11 protein-coding genes and 3 pseudogenes are annotated in these 15,377 nt (G+C 61.6%); 5 read left to right on the plus strand and 9 right to left on the minus strand.

Annotated features, from left to right (window positions below):
- Positions 1-179: 179 nt before the first annotated feature.
- Positions 180-1,181: pseudogene (locus V5B40_RS20540) on the minus strand (hypothetical protein); the annotation flags it as partial.
- A gap of 271 nt (positions 1,182-1,452) precedes the next feature.
- Between V5B40_RS20540 and V5B40_RS20545 the strand changes: the two are divergent.
- A complete protein-coding gene (locus tag V5B40_RS20545; protein WP_332356252.1) occupies positions 1,453-1,968 on the plus strand; it encodes a hypothetical protein in 516 nt (171 codons plus the stop codon).
- Between the two features lie 234 nt (positions 1,969-2,202).
- On the opposite strand, the gene V5B40_RS20550 is transcribed toward V5B40_RS20545, so the two are convergent.
- On the minus strand, positions 2,203-2,724 hold the full coding sequence (locus V5B40_RS20550; RefSeq protein ID WP_332356388.1) for a hypothetical protein: 522 nt from the start codon (positions 2,722-2,724) through the stop codon (positions 2,203-2,205).
- A gap of 256 nt (positions 2,725-2,980) precedes the next feature.
- Positions 2,981-3,499, minus strand: coding sequence for a hypothetical protein (locus V5B40_RS20555; RefSeq protein WP_332356398.1), 519 nt, complete (start codon positions 3,497-3,499; stop codon positions 2,981-2,983).
- Between the two features lie 134 nt (positions 3,500-3,633).
- Between V5B40_RS20555 and V5B40_RS20560 the strand changes: the two genes are divergently transcribed.
- Both V5B40_RS20560 and V5B40_RS20565 read left to right on the plus strand, forming a co-directional pair.
- On the plus strand, positions 3,634-4,050 hold the full coding sequence (locus tag V5B40_RS20560) for a hypothetical protein (protein WP_332356253.1): 417 nt from the start codon (positions 3,634-3,636) through the stop codon (positions 4,048-4,050).
- A 264-nt stretch (positions 4,051-4,314) separates the two neighbouring features.
- Positions 4,315-5,382: a PEP-CTERM sorting domain-containing protein gene (locus V5B40_RS20565; protein ID WP_332356255.1), complete on the plus strand. Its 1,068-nt coding sequence runs from the start codon at positions 4,315-4,317 to the stop codon at positions 5,380-5,382.
- A gap of 65 nt (positions 5,383-5,447) precedes the next feature.
- On the opposite strand, the gene V5B40_RS20570 is transcribed toward V5B40_RS20565, so the two are convergent.
- Both V5B40_RS20570 and V5B40_RS20575 read right to left on the minus strand, forming a co-directional pair.
- Positions 5,448-6,761 carry a tetratricopeptide repeat protein gene (locus tag V5B40_RS20570; protein ID WP_332356257.1) on the minus strand — a complete coding sequence of 438 codons (1,314 nt, stop codon included), beginning with the start codon at positions 6,759-6,761 and terminating at the stop codon, positions 5,448-5,450.
- Between the two features lie 460 nt (positions 6,762-7,221).
- Positions 7,222-7,362 (minus strand): annotated as a pseudogene (locus V5B40_RS20575) (IS1595 family transposase); the annotation flags it as partial.
- A 509-nt stretch (positions 7,363-7,871) separates the two neighbouring features.
- Here V5B40_RS20575 and V5B40_RS20580 point away from each other — a divergent pair.
- A complete protein-coding gene (locus V5B40_RS20580) occupies positions 7,872-8,150 on the plus strand; it encodes a Druantia anti-phage system protein DruA (RefSeq protein ID WP_332356390.1) in 279 nt (92 codons plus the stop codon).
- A gap of 122 nt (positions 8,151-8,272) precedes the next feature.
- On the opposite strand, the gene V5B40_RS20585 is transcribed toward V5B40_RS20580, so the two are convergent.
- The 4 genes and pseudogenes from V5B40_RS20585 to V5B40_RS20600 all read right to left on the minus strand — a co-directional run.
- Entirely contained in the window at positions 8,273-10,561 is a 2,289-nt protein-coding gene (locus V5B40_RS20585; protein ID WP_332356258.1) for a nitric oxide reductase activation protein NorD, read from the minus strand.
- Between the two features lie 28 nt (positions 10,562-10,589).
- On the minus strand, positions 10,590-11,393 hold the full coding sequence (locus V5B40_RS20590; protein WP_332356259.1) for a CbbQ/NirQ/NorQ/GpvN family protein: 804 nt from the start codon (positions 11,391-11,393) through the stop codon (positions 10,590-10,592).
- 120 nt (positions 11,394-11,513) lie between these two features.
- On the minus strand, positions 11,514-12,893 hold the full coding sequence (locus tag V5B40_RS20595; RefSeq protein WP_332356260.1) for a ribulose-bisphosphate carboxylase: 1,380 nt from the start codon (positions 12,891-12,893) through the stop codon (positions 11,514-11,516).
- Positions 12,894-12,924: 31 nt separating this feature from the next.
- A pseudogene (locus V5B40_RS20600) lies at positions 12,925-13,107 on the minus strand (hypothetical protein); the annotation flags it as partial.
- Between the two features lie 276 nt (positions 13,108-13,383).
- On the opposite strand from V5B40_RS20600, the gene tkt reads away from it, so the two are divergent.
- The gene (gene tkt, locus V5B40_RS20605) at positions 13,384-15,369 is read left to right on the plus strand and encodes a transketolase (RefSeq protein ID WP_332356261.1); all 1,986 of its coding nucleotides are present in this window, start codon (positions 13,384-13,386) and stop codon (positions 15,367-15,369) included.
- Positions 15,370-15,377 lie beyond the last annotated feature (8 nt).

Genomic DNA, 15,377 nt, shown 5'->3' on the forward strand with positions numbered 1-15,377 from the left:
TTCTAGCATGAGATTTATGCTTATTGCACTTGTTATTGCGTATTTACAATAGGATATAAGCATCGTTGTCCAATAAACGTTTTCCGTTCCCGGCGTGACGAAGGTCCAAAAAACGACGATAAGGCTTTTGAATCACGCGGTTAGCGGGGCGTCTGAGTCGCAATTCCGGGAGGTCTGTTCTTGCAGTAACCAAAATAATTGTCGGCAATGAGGGTCACCACCACGCCACGCTCGTCCCGCGCGCACAACTTGAATGCACTACCCCCGTTATACAACTCGGCTTCATTCCTGTAGCACATGCCATCGCGCCGCTGCAGCGGCGTCGCCGCATCCCAGTGCGGGAGACCGAGCAGGTGTTTGGGCACATGCGTGAGATGCGGCGCGAGAATCACGCAACCGGTGTGGCCGGTCCAGCCATCCGGGTCGAGCGAGGAATCATTTTCAGGCAGATAGGGATCGCCGGCATTGCCAAAAATGCTTTCGACGAAATCGAGATTGGCGACCAGCGCCCCGGGCACGAAAAAGCGGGTTTCCATGCGCTTCTCGGTCGTAAATCCGGGCACGGCAGGCACCACCAGGGGACGCAAAAGCAGGGACACGAAGCACATCGCCGGTGCCTTCTCGCCCGCGGTAAACGGTAGCTGCATCGATTCGGGCGGCGGATTCAGGGCCAGGGCAAGCAGCTTTGAAAAAGCCAATTTGGGCACCGCCCGCTTGTCGTCGGGAATTGGCAAACCACCCTCGACGATGTGGAAAACGCCGGCGGTGGTGCGCCGATCGCTGGCGGGATTGTGCAGGACCCCATTGCGCAGACGATAGCTGCTGAGCAGCGGCGACTTGTAAAGATCCCCATTGGCGGGCAGGGAAATGCCGCGCGCCAGCCCGGGCTGGTCGAGCACCAGGGTTTTCCCCGGCAAACGGGGTGCGCGACCGACATCGGCAAGATACTCCTTGAGAAAATTCTGAATCCGGGTATCGACAGGACAAAGCCTGTCGGAAAGTCGACGGCTCATTTCCCGCTGCCGCGCGAGAATTGGTGCCATGATTTCGGTGATGGACGCGCCATCATCGCCGGCCGCGAGGGGCAATTCGAGCAGGGCAAGGCGAAGATTGATCGCCGCGTTCAACGCAGCAGTAGTGGCAGATAAGGGGGCGACAGCGGGATTTGGGGTGGGATCCATAGGGGTTTCTTCCAAAGGTTGAGCACAGGGAATGCAGCGGTCAGCAGCGAAATGCTGCGCCCGACAGCTTGTTGGTAAAGAGCGCCGTGACAAACGCGACCTGGCCAAAACAGGCTTGGTCCGCAGGACTCTTCAAGGGGAGGCGCGATCTTGTTCGTGTGCCGGTCCGTCATCGACCGGGGCACCGGATTGGTCCGCAAGGCCAGTAGAACATGAACTCAAGCAGGCGGCAAGTGACCCGTCCGCGCTTGGGCAACGGCTGGAATGGCGGATGCGCCGCGAGCAGGCCGTCGCCGACGCGCTGTTTCCCGAGCGCTGCGAGCAGTTCCTTGACCACAGGGTGCTGAGCGCGGACGAGCGGCCGCAAGTAGTTCTGCCGATCCGCGTAAAAGCTCAGTCTCCGCTCGTAGTAAAGCGGCTCGACCGCGTCGTCCAGGACCATCAGCAACAGCAGGAAACGCTTGTCAGCGACGTAGGTGACGCACCCATAGTTGGTCAGGATGCCCCGCTGCCCCAAAGCAAGCGGGGATGGTTTGCGGGGCGGCGGGAGAGCCATCGATATTTGAGCTCAGAGGCTGGTCGCTTCGGAAAGTGCTCCTTGATCAGTCGAACGCCATCCTCGGCGCTGATGACCTCGACCGTCGCGCCCTGGAAGGTCCTGCTCGGGGTTGAGAAGGTCGAATCCGGCATGGCCGCTCTCGTCGATCCGGAGGCTCTTCATTCAGCGTTTCCCCGACACTATGTTCTGACGCCTATCCGCTCGGCTAGATCGAGCACCACATCGTAAGCGTCGGCATCGTCCAGCAGGCTGCGTGAGTCAGCTTCCGGTCGAAGGGCTCCATCAGGGATACGGTCACCAATAGGAACAACAGCCCGCGCCGAATCGTCCTGCTTTTAAACCCAGGACAGGGGAAACGGTCATCACTTTCATGATCCGGCGTATCCCGACATGTCATGACCGTTAGGCATGAGCGATCGCCTGAACCTCGTCGATCGCCGCCGCCATCACGCGCTCGGCTGCCTATGCCAGCAAATCCTGCGGCCGCTTGCCGCCCAGGAAGCTGTTGTCCGAGTGGAACCAGTAGGCCATGCCCCAGCCATCCTTGTGTTCGGAGAAGGTCTCGATGATCTTGGCGAGCGCCTTCACCGGCCGGAAGCCAGCGTCGCGGTCCAGCCCATAGCCCGGGAAGCAATCGACGCCGCCATGGTTGATGGCGAAGATCGGCCCCTGCTTCTTCCATTTATTGGGCTGGGCTCTGGGGTTACGGGTCCTCAGGCCTGCCAGTTGCGCGACGTCGGCCGCGTTCAACCAATCGCCGCTTTCCAGCACAGCCTTGCGCGTCCGCACCCGCATGGCTGCTTCCTTGAGCAAGCGGGGAGGCGGCGGTGTCCGCGGCACCAGAACCTCGGCCAATCGCTCCAGCGACTCCCGGTCATGGCGCTCCAGCAATACCTCGAACATGGAAGATGCCACGTTGGTGAAATTCTCCGCCGGGGCCTGGAAGATGTTCGGTTTGATGTGCTCGAACGCAACCACCAGCACGCGGTCAGCATGCGAATCCCCAAGACGAGCCTGCGCCTCCTTTGGGGTGCCAACCAATGTCGAGACCCCTGGATGGTCTGACACGACGCTCGTGGACACTCTCCTTTTTGGGTTATCACGGTTATTCGATTCTAGCCTATCTACGATAACCTTGATGGCGCACGTTCCTTGGGGGCCAGCGCGCCTTGGCCGCAGGAAGGACTCCATGAAATCCGTCGTTGAGTGCCTATCGACCGAAATTGGACTACCTATGGGGTCACCTCTTTCCCCGTGCCTTCGGCAAAAGTAAGGACCTGGCCCCGCGTGCGCGCACGAGGCACGGTGGAGCCGTCCTGCGGCGCGAGATGGCTCGCGCCAGAGCATGCTGAGGGTCGCGGAGCATTAAAAAGAAGGGCGGGCGGATCGCGATGGCATGCCGGCGCGAATTCTGGACGAATTGATTCTCGCGTAGCGCTACGCGGAGAGTGCTGCCGGGATAGCAAGAGGGATCGCTGGCCGGCCATGAAGGGCTTGCCATGGCCTGGGCGATGACGCCGCTGCGAAAGAACGCCGCGTTGGCGGCAAACTGCCTGCAGGGCATGCGCGCCGTACCGAAGCCGATCTTCAGTTCTTCCAAACTTCGCACCAACACTTCGGTACCGCCTTGTATCCACGCCACGGTCAGGCTCGGCCGATGCTTGATCGCCACGGTCTGATTCACTCGGTAGTGCTCGGCCTTGTCGTCGGCCAGCCTCTCGTGCGCCTGCGAGCACAGCCCCGCGGTGATTTTGGCCACCAAAATCTTGCAAGAGCTATCGCATGAAAGACCAGATCGAGGCGTGACTGGCGCCGTTTGCCCGTCGATCTGTGCTCGCTCGTCATTCGCCGACGCCTATCCGGGCGGCATTACGCGCGAACCGGCGTGCGCTCATGACGACGACTTCCGCAGATAGGCAACGCGCCTATCGACCCAAGCGAGCCTGCGCCGGCGAAAACAGCGAACGCCGTTTGCAGACCTGGGGCTCGACCGCAGCGGCTCTCGCCCTTGCTCGCTTGGCCCGCCACACCGGAATGACTCGACGGGCTTTCCTCGAAAAGCTCACTGTCGACGCCGATCAGATCGTCAAGCAGGCCCTGAGCGACGAGGCCTTCGATCAATACCTCGCGTTACTGCGTAGCAAACGGTCGTTCGCCTCCGCAACCCATCGCTACCGCCCGCCGTCAATTTCTCCCGACAGGCGCTATCACCTGTTCCGTGGCACGCCCCTTTCGCCGCGCTTGGCCAGATCCGCCATGCCGAAACCCCCGCATCAAAACCCCGATCGATCGCTCGAACGACCGCACTGAACCGCCAATCACCGCTCTCACGGCCAGTCCTCAGGCCCGACTTGCAAACCGCCTAATTCCACCGAAATGGGCGCCGCACACAGGGGTAGGGCTGTCGAAAAATCTTACACGTCTTTTCTTCTGGTCTGGTTGGTAACTATTAAATAGCTTACTAAACAACTAGTTGATGTGTTTATCGCTGTTTGGCACGACTATTGCTTTACACTTTCCGTAGTCCTCGCTACTTAACCTAAACCCTAATGATCTTCTTGAAGGAGAGTTCTTATGAGTTCATATTCAGTTTTGCCGAACCTGTCCAAGCACTGTTCGGCCGCGCTGGGAGCATTGGCAATTTTTGCGTCCGGAGCTGCTTTTGCTGACACCATCTCCCCAACCAGCTACAGCGCCAGCCTCGGCATCGGGGAAAGTGCTACCGTCCGCAAGACGGTTGTGGTTGAAGAGTCGACCAGCACGGCACTCGTCGATATCATGTTCGTGTTCGATACCACCGGCAGCATGGGTGGCGCCATCAACGGCGCAAAGGCCTCGGCCACCAGCGTTCTCAACACGATCGCGGCGACGTATGGCAATACCTTCAGCGGTGCGGGTCAGTATGACGACCCGGGCAGCTCGATTGTGGCCCCGCTCTCCGCTAGCGTCGCCGCCACGCAGGCGGGGATCAACACGCTGTTTGCATGCTACGGCAGTTGCGGCGGAGATTCCCCTGAAGTGGGCTACGACGGCATCGGCAAGGCTGCGGCTGACACCGCATGGCGTGCAGGTTCCAACCGGTTTATTGTGGCCTTCGGCGATGCTTCGTTCAAGAACGGTACCTACAACCAGGCGAGCACCAGCGCGGCGCTGACCTCTGCGAACGTTGAGCTCTTCGGTGTCAGCTTCGGTGCTTCTTTCGATGCCTCGATGGCTACCCTTGGCGCTACTGTCTACCCGAGCTCCACCAGCCCGGACGATATCGCCGACGCCATTCTGGCGGGCGTTTCGGCCGGCTTTGCGAACTACACCAATGTGACGGTGGGTGACCTGGGTGGCGGACTGCCTGAAATTGGCGTCTCGACCGTGTGTGTCTCGGCCGATACCGGCGCCTGCGTCGGCGCCGATGCGGTGGGCACCTATGACCGGTCGATCGAGCGTACGTTCACCTACGACGTAACCTTCACGCGCCTCGCTGCTGGCGACAAGAGCTTTGACACCTTTGCCCTGGTGGACGGGGGCATCGTAGCCACAGAAGCCGATCGCTTCACTACTGGTGAGACCGTTCCTGAACCGGCATCTTTGGTCCTGATGGCTGTTGGCCTGCTCGGTATGGGTGCAACTCGGCGCCGCCGCTCGTAACGCAAAGGGCAAATCGTCGCACAACGAAAAAGCGGCCTTCGGGCCGCTTTTTCGTTGCCTGATCATCATTTTGGCGAGATTTGCTGCAGTAGTTTTTTTGCGTCCGGCGCGTTCTTGAAGTTCTTGTCCAACTCAAGTGCTTTTTTCAGCATTAAGGCGGCTTCACGCTTTTTCCCCTGTTCGAAGTAAACAACACCGAGGTGGTAACGAAAGCTGGCATTCTTCGGGTTGTCAGCCACGGCTTTCTCCAGCGTTTTGGCAGCAGGCTCGAGTTCGCCGCGGGCATAATGAACCCAGCCCAGGGTGTCAAGCAAGGTCGTCACTTCTGGCGCGAGTTCAATTGCCTTTTTGGCCCACCCCAACGCTTCGTCCAAATGTTCCTTGCGCGCTGCGGCCATGAACGCAAGGTTGTTGTACGCACCGTACATCAAAGGGTCATTCTTCACGGCGGCCAGATAGGCCTGCTCGGCTTCCGCCCAGCGTTGCTGCCCTGCAAGCACGACGCCGAGTTTGAAGTAGGCAATCGCCGGCTTGTTGCTGGCCTTAGCGCCCGCACCATAGGCTGCTGCCGCTCCGTCAAGATCGTTCTTGGCCAGGTACAGATCGCCGCGGTCGATGTATGCTGGCAGAAAGTCCGGGGCAATCGCGTTGCTTCTTTTCAGCGCTGCCAAGGCTTGATCGATCTTGGCCTGTGATGCGTAAAAGCGCGCCAGTGAGTGCGTCGGTATTGGATCCGTCGGCGCAAGCATTGCCGCCTGCTCGTATTCTGCAACGGCTGCGTCGAAGCGATTCAGCACCGCCAAAGTGGCGGCGAGGCCCAGATGCGCTGGCACACTGCTCGCGTCGAGTGCGATTGCGGCACGGAAAGCTTCTTCTGCCAGGCTGGGGTTTTTTAGGCCGCGCAAATAGTTCTCTGCCAAACTGATCTGGGCATATGCGGATTGCCCATCCAGGGCAATCGCCTTTTTGAAGGTGGCTTCGGCATTGACAAACTGACCACGCCGAAACTGAAAGTGGCCCAATACGAGCTGCGCATACGCGCTGCTTGGGTCAGCGGCGATCGCCTTCTGCAACCAGGATTCAACCAGAGCAACATCGTTTTTCCGCCCCGCGATTTCGGCCAGGCCGATGTAGGCCGGGGAATATTTGGGATCGATCCTGGCCGCTTGCGTGAATGCTGCCTCAGCCGCTTTTAGGTCGTCGGCGTGAAGGGCTTTCAAACCCTCGTCGACCTCGCCCTGCGCAGGCGAAGCACCAGATACTTGATTGCTCGGAAAACCTGGCCGAACAAGCTCAATTTGTGCGGCTTGGGGCAATAGCGGTTGCGACGCCAAAATGGCCGCGACAAGGCCGGCGACAATTGATGGTCGATAATTCATGAGAGTTAAGCCCTCCAGGAACGTGGATTGATAACACCCGGGCTCCGCCCGCATGCAAACCTACGCATTTTCAATAGTAGCGATCGGTTAATTGTAATAATCGCCCGTGAAGTACTGGCCGTTGCAGTGCATATAATGACCAAGGAAGCAAAACAGGCAACGGTTTGGGAGAGCGAGTATCTTCGGCACTGTCAGCACTGTCAACCGTACTCACCAGGACTGGAGTCGAAGAGGACGCGCGGGGGGGGTCGCGAAAACTGATAGCCAACCTCGATAAATCAACAATGAAACATGGCATAGATCGTGCTTTACCTTGTGTACGGACAAACTCAAGTGCGTTCAGCGACAATTATTGCCAGTGTCATTATTTCACGCCGCGTTATCACTGGCCGCCAAGTTCGCCAAGAACGGTGAGCTATCAAGGGTTGCACGAATTGCCTATTAACAATTCTACTCCTGATCAGCGCTGTGCTTCAGCCAACCGGAGCCAGACCTTGGGGCGCTTGCCTGTCGCGGCGGCGACACGGATGAGGCGTAGCAGGATGACCTTGAGGTCGAAGCGGCGGTTGAAGCGGTATTGCGTCTCCGACCGGTAGCGGTAGGCGCACAAAGAAGCGCCTGATGCGCTCACCGCAGCCGCGAACGAAGCGCGCCTCGCGAAACCTTGTGCCACCGGGAGCGGCTATGCCAGCCTCGATCAGGCATTGAAACGAATGCGCCGTAACCAGGCGCAGTTTGTTGCGCATGCTTCAACGTCCCGAGCTGCCGCTACACAACGACCTCAGTGAGTCGAATATCCGCGACCACGTGAAGAAGCGCAAGATCGGCGGCTACCCGTAGCCAGTCGGGCCGCCGCTGCCGCGACACCTTCGCCAGCCGCAAGAAAACATGTCGCAAGAAGGGGCTGTCATTCTGGCAATATCAGGAAGTCCGCATCTTCGACTGGCATCGAATTGCGCCGCCTCTTGGGCAGTGGATCTTCGAGGCCTCGCCGACGGCGGCCGTTCCCTGACGTGCCCCTGAGGCACCTCCCTGGCGCTATTGCGGGCGCTCTTTCAGAAGGGCGGATCGACCAGCTGCGGGAGCTGATGGCGGCCAATCCTGCCGTGGATCGAATGCAAGAACCTGGCCTCATCCATTTTGGCTCGCGCCGCCCGGGAGATCGCTGCCGACTGGCAAGTCCAATACAGTTACCAGCCGCTCTTGCTCGAAACTTTCGTCGCGCAGTCACCCTTTCGCGGCACGCCTTACCAAGCGGCCAACTGGCTCTGCCTCGGAAAAACCACCGGTCGCGGCAAGCGCGATGTCCGCCACCAAGCCTTGCTGTCCATCAAAACCATCTGGGTCTATCCTCTCGACCGGCACTTCAGACGTGTGCTCCGCGGGTGACCGGATCGTTCCGACGCCAGCCCAAGCGCATCCACGAATGCCCGGGCTTATTGCGAAGTTACTGGTTGCAATATTTCGCACTGCCAGCTGCGCGCACGCGCATCGCCGCTGCTCTTCCCTGCTTACCGGGTCAGCGCCATGAACAGCTCCGGCAAACGCTCCGGCAGACGCTCGATGTTGTCGATCACCGTATACCGGCGGCCGAAGATGTCGCCGACGTATTCATCGGCCTTGCGGTCGAGGTTGATGCAGTAGGTGAAAATGCCTTGCTGGTCGAGGTCCTCGACCGACTTGCGGGCATCCTCGATCAACAGGCGCTCGTCATGGACGTCGATGTCGGCGGGCTGGCCGTCGGTGAGCAGCAGCAGCAGTTTCTTGTCGGCTTTCTGCGCCGCCAGGTAGTGCGCGGCGTGGCGCATGGCGGCGCCCATGCGTGTCGAGTAGCCGGCCTGCATCGCGGCCAGACGGGCCTTGACGACGTCGCCCCAGCGCTCGCTGTAGCCTTTCAGGTGCAGGTAGCGGACGTCGTGGCGGCTGTCGGAGTGGAAGCCGGCGATGGCAAAAGGGTCGCCGAGTTGCTCGATCGACCAGGCGAGCAGGGACACCGCTTCCTGGCTCAGTTCGAGAATGCTCTGCTCGCCGCCGCTGGCGCCGACCTTGACCTTGTCCGCCAGCGACTGCGAGAGGTCGAGCAGGACCAGCACCGCCAGGTTGCGCCCGTCGGTGCGGTGGCTCATGTTGATGCGCGGATCGGGGCTGGCGCCGCCCTTGAAGTCGATCAGCGAGCGCAGGGCGACATCGAGGTCGAGTTCGCTTCCCTCTTCCTGGTAGCGAATGCGGACCTTGTCCTGCGGCTTGAGGATATCCAGCAGACGCTTCAGACGCCGGGCCAGGGCGGCGTGCTTTTCGAGCAGGCGGTCGATATCCCCGGCGTCACCCGCCGGATGCAGCGATTCGTAGAGGCTGACCCAGTCCGGCCGGTAGCTCTGGCTCTGGTAGTCCCACTCGGGATAGTGACGCGGCGGCAGGCGATCGACGTCGGCAGCGACGGGCGTCGGGCGCTGCTCGTCGAACGTTTCCTCGTCGTCGCTGAGTTCGTGGAAGCGCCACAGGTGGCGGTTGTCGTCGCGATAGCCGACCTCGGTATCGGCGAAATGGATATTGGCCAGCTGGTCGCTCTGGCGGCGGGTGCGGGCGATGTAGGCCAGAGCCAGTTCGGCGATTGCTTCGCTGCTGGACTCGCCCTGCGCCATCGTCTCGTGGAAGTGACGCACGAACTTGAGCAGCTCGGCGTCCTGGTAGCCATGTTCGGCATCGAGCAGCGCGCGTGAGACCATGCTCAGGCGATGACGCAGGCAGGAGGTGGTTTGGGGATCGCAGGCGCCGGCGCGCGGCGTCGGGTGCAGGGCCAGGAAGATGCGGCGCATGCCCGGGTAGGCACGCATGACCAGCACCTCGATGCGGCTGTCTTCGAAAACCTCGATCGCCAGGCGCTGCATCGGGCTGCAGTTGTCGGCGAACATCGGCGTACTCCAGCGGCGATGGCCGGCAATGTGCGCCAGGGTGGCGCGGTAGCGGTCGATGCCGGAAACGCCCTGCGCGTCGTCAAGGACATCGGGCAGGCGGATGCCGGAGGCGTCGTAATACGGCAGCGGTCGCTGCTGCTGGTCGGGATCGGTCGGATACGGTACGAGTCGCGTGCTGTCGCCCCACAGCCCGCGCAGGTAGAGGTCGAGCAGGCGCCCCTTGTCGACCAGCAGGGTGCCGTGGCGCTCGCGCTGCAGCACGGCGCGGCTGTCCGCCGACTTGAGGCTGAAGTAGTCGCGTTGCCGCTCGGGATGATTGGGGTAGTTGCGGATGCCGTAATCGACCCAGTTGCGCAGCCCGGAGATCGATAGCTGCTTGAGCAGGGTCGGTGCCTGCGCAAGGAAATCGGGCAGGCCGGGGCTGGCGAAAGTCTGATGGATACCGTGGATCGAACCGGTGGTGCGCTCGGTGAACTCCTGCGTCAGGTCCAGGTAGCGCTGCAACTGCTGGCGCGAAGGCAGACGCCGGGCGACGGCGGCCAGGGTCTGCAGGAAGGGAGTGATCGCCTTGGCATTCGGTGATTTCCAGAGCGCATGCATGCTGGCGGTGACCGCCGGCAAAGCCGCTTCGCCGACCAGAACGGCGATCGGCGGCCACTCTTCAAGGAAAGCCAGTACCGGCTCGACGCCACGGCCCATGCCGCCGAGGAAGCGCGCCGTATCGAGATAGCCGGCGACCCCGTCGGCCGAGAGCACCGCCAGCGCTTCACGCATGCAGTCCTCAAAGACTTCGCCGACCTGCGGGAAGCCGCAGGCGAGCTGCTCGCGGTAGCCGCGCAGGCGCTCGTCCCACGAAGGGGCGGCGCTATCGTCAGAAGGGGTCATTGCCTGAACCTGTACTCGGCAACCGCGCTCAGGCGAAAGTGGCGTCGATCGCGTGGTCCAGCGTATCGCGAATGTCGCGATCGTCGGTGATCGGACGCACCAGAGCCATGCGACAGGCATCGACGGGAGCGACACCGCCCTTGATCAGGGTTGCCGCATAGACCAGCAGGCGCGTCGAAATCCCTTCGTCGAGGCCGTGCCCCTTGAGGCGCCTTGCCGCGGCGCCGATACTCACCAACTGCGCAGCAGTCGCTGCGTCGATGCCGCTTTCGCTGGCCAGGATGGCGATCTCCAGACCCGCATCGGGGTAGTCGAACTCGAAAGCGGTGAAGCGCTGCTTGGTCGACTGCTTGAGGTCCTTCATCAGGCTCTGGTAGCCGGGGTTGTAGGAGATCACCAGCTGAAAATCGGCATGCGCGCGCAGCAACTCGCCCTTCTTGTCGAGCGGCAGGGTGCGCCGGTGGTCGGTCAGCGGATGGATGACGACGGTGGTGTCCTGACGCGCTTCGACGACTTCGTCCAGATAGCAGATGGCACCGATGCGTGCCGCGGTGGTCAGCGGTCCGTCGAGCCAGCGCGTGCCGTTGGCTTCGAGCAGGTAGCGCCCGACCAGGTCGGACGCGGTCATGTCTTCGTTACAGGCGACGGTGATCAACGGCCGCTCGAGCTTCCAGGCCATGTATTCGATGAAGCGCGATTTTCCGCAGCCGGTCGGCCCCTTGACCATCACCGGCAGACGCGCCGCATAAGCCGCTTCGTAGAGCGCGACTTCATTGCCCTGCGGTTGGTAGAAAGGCTCTTCGCGAACCTTGAACTGCTCCTTGTCGGTCATGGCCTGGTCCTGTTCCTTTGGCGATCGCTGTTCTGAAGAAAGCGACACGACGGGCGGGTCATGGGGTCTGAGGGTCTGCGCATACTCCCGCCTTAGCCCCTGCCCCGCCCGCCGCGCCTGTTAGCGATGGGCGCCGAGCTTGTCGCGCCAGCCAGGATAGAGGGTATCGGCATCGCCCGGGAAGGATTCGAAAGCACGCGCAAATTCCTGATGCTCGCGAGCCCATTCGATCGGGTCGGCGCCAGCTTGCCAGCACTCGTAGGCCTGGCGCAGTGAAATCGCGCCGGCGGCGGGGCTGTCGATGTGGCCGTAGGAACCGCCGCCCGAGGTGTTGATGACGTTGCCGTGGCCGAGGTTGGCGAAGAAGCCGGGCAGGCGCAGGGCGTTCATGCCGCCGGAGATGATTGGCGTCGTCGGCTTCATGCCGTACCACTTCTGAAAGTAGGCCGGGCCCTGATATTCGTCGCGTTCGATGATGTAGGCGATCGCCCGGTCGTCGGCCGTGCCTTCCATCTTGCCGTAGCCCATGGTGCCGACATGAATTCCCGAGGCACCCTGCAGGCGTGCCATCTTGGCCAGCACGTAGGCATCGTAGCCGCGCTTCGAGCTTGGCGAAGTGACCGCGCCATGACCGGCGCGGTGGTAGTGCAGGTACTGGTTGGGGTATTGGCGGCGCGCGGTGGTAACCATGCCCGGACCGCCCACGTAGCCATCAACCAGGAACGCGACCTTGTCGGCGTCGGGCCCGAAAGTTTCGAGGATGTAGTCGGCACGGGCGCACATTTCGTAGTGATCGTCGGCGGTGATGTTCGCCGAGAAGAGCTTCGCCTGGCCGGTCTCGTCCTGCGCCCGCTTCATCGCGTCAACCACCAGCGGCATGACTTTCTTCATCGGCGCAAACACCTGGTTGCCCTGCGGCTCGTCGTTCTTGATGAAGTCGCCGCCGAGCCAGAACTGGTAGGCGGCCTTGGCGAAGGGTTCGGGGCGCAGCCCGAGTTTGGGCTTGATGATCGTCCCGGCAATGTAGCCACCGTCCTTGAGTGGGCGACCGAGAATCCGCCACATGTCGGAAATGTCCCTGGCCGGACCGTCGAACAACTGCAGCGCGCGCTCGGGCACGTAGAAGTCGTAGATCTTGGCGTGCTCGATGTCGCCCATGCCCTGATTGTTGCCGATCACCAGGGTCAGGAAGGAAACGATCATCATCCGTCCATCGGTGACGTTGCGATCGAAAAGGTCGAGCGGATAGGCAATGCGCATCTCTTCGCTGGCTTCGTCGATCAGATAGACCAGCGCATCGACGCCGCGGGTGAAATCGTCGGTGGTACACACCTCGACGTTGGTGCCGGTGGACGACTCGGCGGCGAAATGTGCAGCCGCCTGCAGATAGTCGTAACCGGCCTTGGGCTTCATCTTGTAAGCCACCAGGATATGCTTGCCGCCACTGATCAGCTCGTCTTCCCTGAGGCTGAGGTCGGCGTAACGATTCGATTGGTCCATGCTTGTCTCCGTGTCGAGTAATGGTGAAGGGCAACTTGCCGCAGGTGACGACCGACCACTCCCAGTCCGGGCCAAACTGCGCAAAGGCGCGGTTGAAGGCCAGGCGCTGAGCGTCGCGTTTGATCTCGGCGAGCGTCCCGTCAACGTGGAAAATGAGCGCCTGCAGCTTGACCGTTTGCCGCCGCTCCGCGCGGAAAAGGAGGCTGCTGCTCATGCGGCGTTCGGCCGGCGGGTTGTGCATTCGGGTCACCTGGCGTCGTTCAATCCTGGCCAGTGTAGGCGGCCCAATAGATAATTAAAAGTTAAACTTTTTTCTGTTTATAGTTAGCTTTTACTATTCAAAAGAGGGCAGCGTATGAGCAATGCCTATCTGTAGTGACAAGCAGGCCCCTCCGCGCGCTGCGTCACAAGGGGAGGTGGCAATGCCCGCTGTTTTGGCGGATAATTTGCCCATGCTAGCTATCGCCCCACTCCTGATCGGTTAATTATCGTGCCTCTTGCATCCAGCGACCTGACCAACGTCATCCGTGCCCTTGCCATGGATGCGGTGCAGCAGGCCAACTCCGGCCACCCTGGCATGCCCATGGGAATGGCCGAAATCGCCGAAGTGCTCTGGCGTCGCCACCTGCGACACAACCCGGGCAATCCACACTGGTCAGACCGCGACCGTTTCGTTCTTTCGAACGGTCATGGCTCGATGCTGCTCTACGTGTTGTTGCATCTCACCGGCTACGACGTCTCGCTTGACGACCTGAAGAACTTCCGTCAGTTTCGCTCGAAGACGCCCGGACACCCGGAAGTGGGTCATACCCCCGGAGTGGAAACAACGACCGGGCCGCTCGGCCAGGGTCTGGCCAACGCCGTCGGCATGGCCATTGCGGAGAAGGTTCTGGCCGCCGATTTCAATCGCCCCGGCCACGACATTGTCGACCACTCGACCTACGTATTCCTTGGTGACGGTTGCCTGATGGAAGGGGTTTCGCACGAAGCCTGCTCGCTGGCAGGCACCCTCGGACTGGGCAAGCTGATCGCCCTCTACGACGACAATGGCATCTCCATCGACGGCCATGTCGAAGGCTGGTTTACCGACGATACCCCGCAACGCTTCGCCGCTTACGGCTGGCAGGTGATCGCCGCCGTCGACGGACACGACAGCGACGCCGTCGACCAGGCCCTGCTTGCGGCACGCGCCGAGCGCGAGCGCCCGACGCTGATATGCTGCAAGACGCGCATCGGCGAAGGTTCGCCAAACAAGGTGGGTAGCCACGACGTTCACGGCGCGCCACTCGGCAGCGCCGAAGTCGCCGCCACGCGCGCGCATCTCGGCTGGCAACACCCGCCCTTCGAAGTCCCGGCAGCCGTCTATGAGAGCTGGGACGGCCGCGTCCGCGGCCAGGTCCTGGAAAGCGACTGGCAGGCGAGCTTTGCGGCCTATCAGGCCGCTTTCCCGGAATTGGCCGCCGAGTTTTTGCGCCGCATGCGCGGCGAGCTACCGGCCGACTGGAACATGTGCTCCGCACAAGCGCTGGCCGAAGTCGCGGCCAAAGCCGAAAACATCGCCACCCGCAAGGCTTCGCAGAACGCGATCAGTGCCTTGGCGCCGCAGCTACCCGAACTGCTTGGCGGTTCGGCCGACCTTGCCGGCTCGAACCTGACCCTGTGGAAAGGCTCGCAGGGCATCAGCCGGACCCAGGGCGGCAACTACCTCTATTACGGGGTGCGTGAATTCGGCATGACCGCAATCGCCAACGGCCTCGCCCTGCACGGCGGCCTGATCCCGTACACCGCGACTTTCCTGGTCTTCTCGGACTACGCGCGCAACGCGATCCGCATGGCGGCGCTGATGAAGCTGCGCCAGATCATGGTCTACACGCACGATTCGATCGGCCTCGGCGAAGATGGCCCGACCCACCAGCCGGTCGAGCACGTCGCCAGTTTACGCCTGATCCCCAACCTTGACGTCTGGCGCCCGGCCGACGCCAGCGAAACGATGGTCGCCTGGATCGCCGCTCTGGAACGTGCTGACGGCCCGACAATTCTGGCGCTCTCGCGGCAGAATCTGCCGACGGTCAGCGCCGGCATCGCGCCCGACATGATTCGCCGTGGCGCCTATGTTCTGGCAGACTGCGCGAACCCACAGGCCTTGCTGATCGCCACCGGCTCGGAGATCAAGCTGGCACTCGACGCACGCCAGGCGCTCGCCGACGACGGCGTCGCCGTGCGTGTCGTCTCGATGCCTTGCGCCGAGGTCTTCGACCGCCAGGACCGGGCGTACCAGGAAGCAGTCTTGCCACGTGCGCTACCGCGCGTGGCCATCGAAGCGGGCGTGAGCAATTTCTGGCGCAAGTACGTCGGACTTGATGGCGCCGTTATCGGCATCGATCGTTTTGGAGAGTCGGCACCTGCAGGCCAGGTGTTCGACTTTTTCGGTTTCACGGTGACCAATGTGGTCACGACCGTGAAGTCAGTGTTGTAATTTCTCAA

Origin of the sequence: Candidatus Accumulibacter meliphilus, from assembly GCF_036625345.1 — a bacterium.
Taxonomy (GTDB): Bacteria; Pseudomonadota; Gammaproteobacteria; order Burkholderiales; family Rhodocyclaceae; genus Accumulibacter; species Accumulibacter meliphilus.

Excerpts from the sequence above, each read along its gene's own strand:
- V5B40_RS20570 (WP_332356257.1), bottom strand. The coding sequence starts at position 6,761 with ATGAATTATCGACCATCAATTGTCGCCGGCCTTGTCGCGGCCATTTTG.
- V5B40_RS20585 (WP_332356258.1), bottom strand. The coding sequence starts at position 10,561 with ATGACCCCTTCTGACGATAGCGCCGCCCCTTCGTGGGACGAGCGCCTG.
- V5B40_RS20590 (WP_332356259.1), bottom strand. The coding sequence starts at position 11,393 with ATGACCGACAAGGAGCAGTTCAAGGTTCGCGAAGAGCCTTTCTACCAA.
- V5B40_RS20595 (WP_332356260.1), bottom strand. The coding sequence starts at position 12,893 with ATGGACCAATCGAATCGTTACGCCGACCTCAGCCTCAGGGAAGACGAG.
- V5B40_RS20565 (WP_332356255.1), top strand. The coding sequence starts at position 4,315 with ATGAGTTCATATTCAGTTTTGCCGAACCTGTCCAAGCACTGTTCGGCC.
- V5B40_RS20560 (WP_332356253.1), top strand. The coding sequence starts at position 3,634 with ATGACGACGACTTCCGCAGATAGGCAACGCGCCTATCGACCCAAGCGA.
- V5B40_RS20545 (WP_332356252.1), top strand. The coding sequence starts at position 1,453 with ATGCGCCGCGAGCAGGCCGTCGCCGACGCGCTGTTTCCCGAGCGCTGC.